General features: G+C 52.6%; 13 protein-coding genes. 4 read left to right on the forward strand and 9 right to left on the reverse strand.

Features of this window, described 5'->3' with window-relative positions:
• Both ABJQ89_RS13250 and ABJQ89_RS13255 read right to left on the reverse strand, forming a co-directional pair.
• A partial coding sequence (locus tag ABJQ89_RS13250; RefSeq protein ID WP_348496699.1) for a phosphoglycerate mutase family protein occupies positions 1-149 on the reverse strand: 149 nt, incomplete at its 3' end.
• Positions 150-252: 103 nt separating this feature from the next.
• A complete protein-coding gene (locus tag ABJQ89_RS13255) occupies positions 253-705 on the reverse strand; it encodes an HU family DNA-binding protein (protein WP_348496687.1) in 453 nt (150 codons plus the stop codon).
• 124 nt (positions 706-829) lie between these two features.
• Here ABJQ89_RS13255 and ABJQ89_RS13260 point away from each other — a divergent pair, with 124 nt between their 5' ends.
• Positions 830-1,021, forward strand: coding sequence for a hypothetical protein (locus ABJQ89_RS13260; RefSeq protein WP_348496688.1), 192 nt, complete (start codon positions 830-832; stop codon positions 1,019-1,021).
• 84 nt (positions 1,022-1,105) lie between these two features.
• On the opposite strand, the gene lon is transcribed toward ABJQ89_RS13260, so the two are convergent.
• The 4 genes from lon to ABJQ89_RS13280 form a co-directional block, all read right to left on the reverse strand.
• On the reverse strand, positions 1,106-3,508 hold the full coding sequence (gene lon, locus ABJQ89_RS13265; protein WP_348496689.1) for an endopeptidase La: 2,403 nt from the start codon (positions 3,506-3,508) through the stop codon (positions 1,106-1,108).
• A gap of 175 nt (positions 3,509-3,683) precedes the next feature.
• Complete coding sequence (locus ABJQ89_RS13270) at positions 3,684-3,806, reverse strand: hypothetical protein (protein WP_348496690.1); 123 nt, start codon at positions 3,804-3,806, stop codon at positions 3,684-3,686.
• A gap of 47 nt (positions 3,807-3,853) precedes the next feature.
• The gene (gene tgt, locus ABJQ89_RS13275) at positions 3,854-4,984 is read right to left on the reverse strand and encodes a tRNA guanosine(34) transglycosylase Tgt (protein ID WP_348496691.1); all 1,131 of its coding nucleotides are present in this window, start codon (positions 4,982-4,984) and stop codon (positions 3,854-3,856) included.
• 66 nt (positions 4,985-5,050) lie between these two features.
• Positions 5,051-6,253, reverse strand: coding sequence for a multidrug effflux MFS transporter (locus ABJQ89_RS13280; protein ID WP_348496692.1), 1,203 nt, complete (start codon positions 6,251-6,253; stop codon positions 5,051-5,053).
• Positions 6,254-6,374: 121 nt separating this feature from the next.
• On the opposite strand from ABJQ89_RS13280, the gene ABJQ89_RS13285 reads away from it, so the two are divergent.
• From ABJQ89_RS13285 to tpiA, 3 genes are all read left to right on the forward strand, one after another.
• Complete coding sequence (locus ABJQ89_RS13285; protein ID WP_348496693.1) at positions 6,375-6,737, forward strand: SUF system Fe-S cluster assembly protein; 363 nt, start codon at positions 6,375-6,377, stop codon at positions 6,735-6,737.
• Positions 6,738-6,813: 76 nt separating this feature from the next.
• The gene (locus tag ABJQ89_RS13290) at positions 6,814-7,194 is read left to right on the forward strand and encodes an iron-sulfur cluster assembly accessory protein (protein WP_348496694.1); all 381 of its coding nucleotides are present in this window, start codon (positions 6,814-6,816) and stop codon (positions 7,192-7,194) included.
• A 54-nt stretch (positions 7,195-7,248) separates the two neighbouring features.
• On the forward strand, positions 7,249-7,998 hold the full coding sequence (tpiA, locus tag ABJQ89_RS13295) for a triose-phosphate isomerase (protein WP_348496695.1): 750 nt from the start codon (positions 7,249-7,251) through the stop codon (positions 7,996-7,998).
• Here the strand turns inward: tpiA and coaD are convergent.
• From coaD to ABJQ89_RS13310, 3 genes are all read right to left on the reverse strand, one after another.
• Entirely contained in the window at positions 7,995-8,486 is a 492-nt protein-coding gene (gene coaD / locus ABJQ89_RS13300) for a pantetheine-phosphate adenylyltransferase (protein ID WP_348496696.1), read from the reverse strand. The genes tpiA and coaD overlap by 4 nt on opposite strands.
• A 78-nt stretch (positions 8,487-8,564) precedes the next feature.
• Positions 8,565-8,999, reverse strand: a complete 435-nt coding sequence (locus tag ABJQ89_RS13305; RefSeq protein ID WP_348496697.1) for a CBS domain-containing protein — start codon at positions 8,997-8,999, stop codon at positions 8,565-8,567.
• A 73-nt stretch (positions 9,000-9,072) separates the two neighbouring features.
• Positions 9,073-9,617: substrate-binding domain-containing protein (locus ABJQ89_RS13310; protein WP_348496698.1), on the reverse strand; the 545-nt coding region annotated here is incomplete at its 5' end.

Here is a 9,617-nt window from a genome sequence, read left to right on the forward strand (position 1 = left end):
GGCCACAGCTGCCTCAACAACGCCCCCTGCTGCGCGGCTTGCGCCCTGCCCGTTTCGGTCAGATCAGAATCAAAACGCCCCTGCAAACGCGCGTTCACATTCCATTCAGTCTGGCCATGGCGCAGAATATAGACATCTGGATACTGCATTTTGGGAAAGCTCTTAAGTCTCAGCGCGTTTCACAAAACGCTTTGAGAGCTTTGAAGTCAACAAAGCTCTCAAAGCGGCAGGAAAATCGGTATCGCGATTTAATTAGTCAGCAGCTTTTTCCGTTGCAGACGCGTCCTGCGCTTCTTTCGAGCGCGTGCTTTGACGGATTTTTGCAACCAGCACCTTGGCGCCTTGCACGTCTTTGGCACGGTTAATTTTCAACTTGCCCATAGGCTGCAAATTCAATTCGCGCCCGTCTGACAACGCTTCGCCTAGAACCTCAAGCATGGCTTCAACAACAGGCTTGGCGTCTTTCTTTTTGATCCCAGAACGCTCAACCACAAGGTCGACCAGCTCTTTCTTTTTCAGCGCAGGATCAACCACAGTTGGGGATGTTTCTGTCACGATGACTGGTTTTGGTGCAGCTGCTGGCACCGGTTTGGCCGCTGGCGCCTTGGTTTTTGGCGCTGTCGCAGCTTTCGGAATCGCGGTTTTGGATGTCTTCGATGTGGCTGTTTTGGCCTTTGTTGTCGATGAAGCTTTAGCTTTTGTCATATTTTCCTGCCTTTTGTTCTCGATTTTGAAACAAAGTACCAAAAATTAGAGGGTGATTCTAGCGCTTCCTTGACGGATGAGGTCCAGTTTGTCATTTTCCCCCCACACAATATCGGGGGATATAATGAAAAATGTAGTAGCAGCTGCCCTAGCATTTACCATATTTAGCGGCGCGACCGCTCATGCAAGCGGTCTCACTGATCCTGTTTTGGAACAAGACATTATTATCGAACAAGCAAAGCAAGGCAGCTCAAGCGCCTCAGTCGCATTGGTCCTGATCACAGGGCTTCTCATGCTGGCTGTTACAGCCCAGTAAAGCAAAATCACTGTGCGGTTGATCATCGCACAAAAAAGGCGGTCCAAAACGGACCGCCTTTTCCTATTCTTGGATACACTAAAATTAGTGCGCGACGCTGCTTGCGCCTTGCCCCGCTTGAAGGGCAGCTGCTGCCGCTTCTTCTGCGATTTCATCCCATTCGACCGGCTCTGGCGTGCCGACGAGCGCATGACGCAAAACATCACTGACGTGCGACACTGGAATGATTTCCATTCCCTCTTTCACATTGTCAGGAATATCGCGCAGGTCTTTTTCGTTTTCCTGCGGGATGAGCACAGTTTTGATACCGCCACGCAGCGCCGCGAGAAGTTTCTCTTTCAAGCCGCCAATCGCCAATGCGTTGCCGCGAAGAGTGACCTCCCCCGTCATTGCAATGTCTTTTCGCACAGGAATACCCGTTAGAACCGACACAATCGAAGTGACCATAGCCAAGCCAGCGGATGGACCATCCTTCGGCGTTGCACCTTCTGGAACGTGAACGTGGATATCCCACTTCTCGAACTTTGGAGGCTTCACACCAATTTCAGGCGCGATGGAACGCACATAAGAACTGGCTGCGTCGATGCTTTCTTTCATCACATCGCCGAGCTTACCCGTCGTTTTCATGCGGCCCTTACCTGGCAAACGCAGCGCTTCGATGCTGAGCAGCTCACCACCAACCGATGTGTAAGCAAGCCCAGTCACAACGCCGACCTGATCTTCCTTCTCAGCAAGACCGTAGCGGAATTTCTTAACACCAAGATAGTCATCAAGATTATCAGGCGTAATCGTGATCTCGGTTTCTTCCTTTTTCACGATCTTGGTCACTGCTTTGCGGGCAAGTTTTGCCAACTCACGCTCAAGATTACGCACACCGGCTTCGCGCGTATAAACACGTACGACTTCGCGGAGCGCTTCGTCGGTCAGAGAGAATTCACCCTCTTTCAAACCGTGGTTCTTGATCTGCTTGTTCACCAAATGCTGACGCGCGATTTCGCACTTTTCATCTTCGGTGTAACCAGCGAGCGGAATGATCTCCATCCGATCCAAAAGCGGGCCAGGCATGTTGTAGGAGTTCGCCGTCGTCAGGAACATCACGTTCGAGAGGTCATATTCCACCTCGAGATAGTGATCAACAAACGTGCTGTTTTGTTCTGGATCGAGCACCTCAAGCATCGCAGATGCGGGATCGCCACGGAAGTCCTGCCCCATCTTGTCGATTTCATCGAGCAAGATCAGCGGGTTCGTCGTCTTCGCTTTTTTCAAAGCCTGGATGATCTTGCCCGGCATGGAACCGATGTAAGTCCTACGGTGACCACGAATTTCGCTCTCATCGCGCACGCCGCCCAAAGAAATACGAATGAATTCGCGACCCGTTGCTTTCGCCACGGATTTACCAAGCGATGTTTTACCAACGCCGGGAGGGCCAACAAGGCACATGATTGGGCCTTTGAGCTTCTTGGAGCGTTGCTGCACCGCGAGGTTCTCAACGATACGTTCCTTAACCTTTTCAAGGCCATAGTGGTCCGCATCTAGAACTTGTTGCGCTGCAATCAGGTTCTTTTTCACGCGGCTTTTCGTGCCCCATGGAATTGCGAGCATCCAGTCCAGATAGTTGCGCACGACTGTCGCTTCGGCGCTCATCGGGCTCATATTCTTGAGCTTTTTGATCTCCGCATCCGCCTTTTCACGGGCTTCTTTGCTCAGCTTGGCCGCAAGAACTTTGCCTTCCAACTCCGCAACTTCGTTCTGGCCTTCTTCGCCATCGCCCAATTCCTTCTGAATGGCTTTCATTTGCTCATTCAGATAGTATTCACGCTGGGTGCGCTCCATCTGGGTTTTGACGCGGGTCTTGATCTTCTTCTCGACTTGCAGAACGCTCATCTCGCCCTGCATCAGGCCATAGACCTTCTCAAGGCGTTCACTGACGGAAAGCGTTTCCAAAAGTTCCTGTTTTTGGTGCACCTCAATACCGAGGTGACCAGAAACCAAGTCAGCGACTTTCGCCGCTTCTTCTGTCTCAAGAACGGAGGCAAGCGCCTCTTCCGGAACGTTCTTTTTGACTTTCGCATAGCGCTCGAATTCAGAGCCGACCGTACGAATAAGCGCTTCGATCGTCGCTGCATCGCCTGGCATTTCTGTCAAATGCTCTGCGCGCGCTTCAAAGAAGCTATCGTTCTCGACGTATTCAGTCACTTTGACGCGCTCATGCCCTTCGACCAGAACCTTTACTGTTCCATCTGGAAGTTTCAGCAATTGCAGTACGTTAGCGATAACGCCAGCGTCAAAAATGCCGTCAATCTGTGGATCATCTTCTGATGGATCCCGCTGCGCGGCGAGCAGAATTTGTTTGTCATCTGCCATCACCTCTTCCAACGCGCGCACCGATTTTTCACGCCCGACAAAAAGCGGCACGATCATATGCGGGAACACGACGATATCGCGCAAAGGCAATACCGGGTAGGATGAATTAAGGGGCTCTTTCATGCTCTGTCCTTTATTTGGCAAGACAATCTCGCCCCGCTTGGCGGCAGCTTTGATCGTCTCCTGTTTGGCTAAGATACATGGTGCGGTTAGCCACCAGTTTCAAGCAACATTCTTGATCAAAACCCTATCACACATCACAGAGCCGCGAACAGAGAGCGTTTCCATACAGTTTGTTTCAATTGCCCGAAGCAACAGGAATAGTGTTTTGTGCCTCAGAAACAGCGCCTTCCGCTGCTTCCATGAGCGATGCGCAAAGCGTGAGAACCAAAGCGGACAAGATCAATTGCATTTTGGACATGCCAAAACGCTAAAACGAAAAAGTTACATAGTCTTTAACGTCACTGATCAAACAGGTTCGATATCGCCCATCGCCCGCGTTGCATGAAACTCTGCTTGAAACGCCTCAAACTGCCCTGCTTCGATTGCATCGCGCATGCCTTGCATCAAATCCTGATAGTAATGCAGGTTGTGCCACGTCAGTAGCATCCCTGAAATCATCTCGTGAGAGCGATACACATGATGCAAATAAGCGCGTGAATAGTTGGAACATGCGGGGCACGAGCAGCCCTCATCCAAGGGGCGCGGATCATCGGCATGGCGCGCATTTTTGAGGTTCACCTGCCCACGTCGCGTCCACGCCTGACCGTTGCGGCCAGAGCGCGATGGCAGCACGCAGTCCATCATATCAACGCCGCGCGCGACGGCGCCAACGATGTCATCCGGCTTACCAACGCCCATCAAATATCGGGGTTTATCCAGGGGCAACATGTTAGGCGCATACTCAAGCACACCAAACATGGCCTCTTGGCCCTCACCGACTGCGAGACCACCGATGGCATAGCCATCGAACTCAATCTCTCTTAGTTTTTCAGCACTTATACCGCGAAGCTCTTCTGTCACACCGCCCTGTTGGATACCAAACAAAGCATGGCCCGGGCGATCACCGAATGCATCGCGCGAGCGTTGCGCCCACCGCATCGACATCTCCATCGACTTGCGCACATCTTCTTCGCTTGCAGGCAAAGCAGGGCATTCGTCAAAGCACATCACAATATCAGAGCCGAGCAGTTTTTGAATGTCCATCGAACGCTCTGGCGTTAAATGATGCTTGGAGCCGTCAAAATGACTTTTGAAGGTGACGCCCTCTTCGGTCAGTTTGCGCAGGCTCGACAGGCTCATCACCTGAAAGCCACCGCTGTCGGTTAGGATCGGACGATCCCAGTTCATAAACTTGTGCAATCCACCCAGCGCATCAACCCGCTCCGCCGTGGGACGCAGCATGAGGTGATAGGTATTGCCCAGCAAAACATCCGCGCCTGTGGCGCGCACGCTCTCGGGCATCATCGCTTTGACTGTAGCGGCCGTGCCAACAGGCATAAAAGCGGGCGTGCGGATCTCGCCGCGCGGCGTGGATATAACGCCAGTACGGGCGCGCCCGTCGGTGGCATTCAAAGAGTATGAGAATTTCTGTGTCATGTGCGCTCTCCTAAACCCGAAGACGCCAATTGGAAAGAGGCTGCAATCACACGCAACGGCGCAGGTCTATTCAATACCTTCGAATGTTTTCGCAGCGACCAAAGATGCAAACAGCGCACATAAACAGGTAAACGTGATCAACGCACAAAAGAGCCAAGCGCCGTTATCAACTGTGATCAATGCGCCAGTAATGCCGCCAAATATGCCGCCCATTGCCGTCCCTATCGCGCCTGACAAACCTGAGGCGCTGCCTGCGAGGTCGGGCCGCACGCTCATCGCGCCTGTGTTTGCCGCGGCCAAGCTAATCCCGTTGCCCGCGCCAATCGTAAACATCAGTCCAAAAATGAGATATGCACTGTCCAACCCCAAAAGCACGATGATCAACGCCGCCACAGGCCCGATCATCGCAAAGACGCGTCCTCTGATCATCAGCGGGCCCAAGGGCACGCGCTCTGCGATACGCCCTGTGACAAAGCTTCCCATGAAATACCCAAGCGCTGTGGCCCCCATGACCAAGCCAACAAACCTTGGGGACAACTCATAGACCTGCCCCGCCACAAGCGGCGCGCCAGACAAGAACACAAAGAAGGATGCAATCGAAAAGCCAAGCACCATCGTATTGGACCAAAACGCCTTTGAGCGCATCACATCCTTATAGCCTTGGACATGGTCTGCTCTGGTTTTGGACTGACCCGTTCCCGTTTCACCCAAATCGAACCAAATCGAGACGATGCACACAAGACCCAGCCCCGCAAACACCCAGAACACCGAGCGCCAACCGAGTGTTTCCTCAAGAAAACCGCCAACAATAGGTCCGATCATCGGCGCTACAGACATTGCCATTGCGATGTAGCCGAGAACCGAGGTGCCTTTGCCCGCGGGATAAATATCGCGCACAATCGCACGGCCCAGAATTGAGCCCGTCGCACAGACAGCTTGCGCCATTCGGAACACCAAGAACAACGTGTAATTCTCTGTGATCGCTGCGCCCATAGACGCCAAAGTGAAGATCGAAAACGTGATCAGCAAAACCGGACGCCGCCCGAAGCGATCTGCCAGTGGTCCAAGAAAAACTGCGAGAACCGAAGAAAAAATGACATAGCCCGCGATGGTGAGTGAAATAGCGCCATAGCTGACGCGAAATTCCGCTGCCATTGACGGAAGCGAGGGCAAGAACAGATTGAGGGTGAGAACAGCCACCGCTGTTATCAAAATCAAAGTGGCATGCGTTGGAGGCGTTTGAGCACCATAAAGCGGCGACGTGGTCATAAGAAAATTCCTTCTACGACCTTCAGTGATCCTCCAATTGCATAAAGGCAAGCCCTTGAACCCTTTACCCCGCCACCTGCAAACCCTATATAATCGCTCAGGAACACAGATGAGGCAGACCATGACCGACGCGACCGCTCCCCTTGAAGGCACACCTTTGATCGTACCCTCTAGCGTAGATCATGCGCTTTTCGATGGTATCGTAGAAGCGTGCCGCACGGTTTATGACCCTGAAATCCCCGTGAATATCTATGATCTTGGGTTGATCTATACGATTGACATCAATGACGAAAACGACGTTCGCATCCTGATGTCCCTGACTGCACCAGGATGCCCTGTCGCTGGCGAAATGCCCGGCTGGGTGGCTGAGGCGATTGAACCGATGGCTGGCGTCAAAAGCGTCAATGTTGAGCTCGTTTGGGAGCCGCCATGGGGCATGGAAATGATGAGCGACGAAGCACGCCTTGAGCTTGGTTTTATGTAAGATTGCGCGCGGCGCTTGTTCTTAATCGCCCGCGACCTTATCTTTATCAGACACACCGCCCTTCGGAGAACGTAACATGTTCGCAATTCCAGGTAAGCAAGCCGTCAGCATCACCGCAAAAGCGGAAGCGCAGATCGCGAAACTCATGGCCAAAGAAGGCCACATGGGTTTGCGCATTGGCGTCAAAAAGGGCGGCTGTGCGGGCATGGAATACACGATGGACTATGTCGATGAGGTCGATCCGAATGACGAACTCGTTGAACAGAACGACGCCCGCGTGATGATTGCCCCGATGGCGCAAATGTTCCTCTTTGGAACAGAGATCGATTACGAGACATCTTTGCTGGAATCCGGCTTCAAGTTTCGCAACCCGAACGTCACGGATGCCTGTGGCTGTGGTGAATCGATCAAATTTAAAGACATCGAAGAACTTCAGGCTGACGCCGCTAAGACTTGACCTCGCACCCGTTTCGAGTGACCTAAGGGCAAATGTCCCTACTCGGAGAAGAACATGCGACGCAAACTGGCCGCCGGCAATTGGAAAATGAACGGAACGAGCGCCAATCTCGCTCAGATTGAAGCGCTCAAAGACGCACATGTCGGTGCCCTCTCCGAGATCCTGATTGCACCGCCGACCAGCCTGCTCCACCGCGCATCTGTCGTTGCTGAAAATGGTCCTGTCGCGCTTGCCGCACAGGATTGCCACAAGGGAGAAAGCGGCGCGCATACGGGCGATGTTTCAGCAGACATGTTGAAAGACGCGGGCGCAACTTATGTGATCTTGGGTCATTCCGAACGTCGCGCCGATCATGATGAACACGACGAAGACGTGCGTGCCAAAGCGCGTGGTGCTTTAAAAGCGGGCCTTCGTGTCATCATCTGTATGGGTGAAGAACTCGAAGAGCGCGAAGCAGACAACACGCTCGACATTATCGCCGGTCAATTGGCCGGATCTATTCCAGACGATATCGACGGCGAAAATCTCGTTGTCGCTTATGAGCCGATTTGGGCCATTGGCACCGGAAAAGTGCCAAGCGTTGCCCAAATCACGGAAGTCCATGACTTTATTCGCGCACGCCTAGAGCACCGCTTTGGGCTAAAGATCGCGCGCGCTGTGCGTCTTCTCTACGGTGGCTCTGTAAAAGCCAGCAACGCCACCGAAATTTTCGCAATTGAAAACGTCGACGGCGCGCTTGTAGGCGGCGCGAGCCTGAAAGCCGAGGATTTCTCCCCGATCATAACAGCCCTCGATAAGAGTTAACGCAAGCGTTCGATCAACGCTTTGTTAACTTCTGGCGTCACGAAGTGGGACACGTCCCCTTCGAGGCGCGCAATTTCCTTGACCAGTTTCGATGCAATCGCTTGATGCTGCGCGTCCGCCATCAGGAAGACGGTATCAACACTGGCATCCAACACACGGTTCATACCGACCATCTGATATTCGTATTCGAAATCAGCAACAGCGCGAAGCCCGCGAATAATGATTTGTGCACCCACGTCACGTGCGCAATCAATCAGCAGGTTTTCAAACGGATGCGCAACGATTTCTGTACCCGTTTGTTCAGAAACACCCTTGCAGGCATCTTCAATCATCGCGACACGCTCTTCCAATGAAAACAACGGGCCTTTGTCACGATTAATCGCAACGCCAATGACCAATTTATCCACCAGACCGCATGCGCGTCGGATAATATCGAGATGCCCCAAGGTGACGGGATCGAATGTTCCGGGGTAAAGACCTGTTCGCATGATTGCGCTCCTTTTACTTGCCGCGCACGCAACAATATTGCGCAGGAAAACGCAACACAGATTTCATCATTGCGGCAATTAATGCCCCATGATCATCCCTTCGAGCGCATTTTTCTCCATCGCAAGTTCGCTCAAGCGCGCTTTAACCACATCGCCCAAGGTGATCAGCCCCACCAACTCACCATCTTCAACGACTGGCATGTGACGGAATCGCCCGTTTGTCATCTGCTCGAGAACGTGATCAGCGGTATCCCCGCGTGTGCATGTGACAAGTTTAGACGTCATCATGTCATCGACAATTTCGCTCAAGCAACCGGGGCCACGATTTGCAAGTTCGCGCACTATGTCGCGCTCAGACAGGATACCTGCCGCCGCCTTACCGGTCGCAGAGACAACGACAGAGCCAATTTTGTTTTCAGCAAGAACTTGGGCTGCATCTCGAACAAGCGATCCAGGTTTGACTGTCAAAACCGCGTCACTCGCCTTTGAGCTCAGAATTTGCTGTACCAACATTGGCTATTCTCCCGTAATTTTATTGCGCATGGGATCAGAGTTGACCTAATGCGACATTCTGTCAAGTCGATGATCACAACCCAACCGCGCACTGGCTCTCTAAATGGGCCACTTCTGCACGCAACTCCGCAGCCAAAGTTTCTGCAAAACGATTGAGGCGTTGCAGCTTTCTATCTGAGCTATGTCGCACCAAATAAAAGCTGCGCGTGAGGCTGACCTCATCCATCAAGACACGGCGCAACTCGGGTGCAGAAGGCAATGCAAAATCATGAACAATGCCAAGCCCTGCCCCTTGCCGAATGGTATGAAATTGCACGGCAACCGAATTAGACGCCAGTGGAACACGTTCAATCCCAAGCGCGGCTAAGTAGTCCAATTCCTTATCAAAAATCATATCGGGGATGTAGCCAATCATCCGATGCTTTGAGAGATCTTCTTTCACGTTTAACGGCCCTGCTTGCTCTAAATAGGACGGCGCGGCTGCAAGGTGTAGTTTGTAATCGCTCAAACGCTGCACAGTCAGATGACCCGCAGTCGGCGCGCCCACGGTGATAGCCATATCCGCCTCTCGCTTGGACAGGTTTACAACGCGCGGCAAGGCAACAATTTGCACATCAA

The organism is Planktotalea sp., assembly GCF_039984035.1.
In the GTDB taxonomy this organism is placed as follows: Bacteria; Pseudomonadota; Alphaproteobacteria; order Rhodobacterales; family Rhodobacteraceae; genus Planktotalea.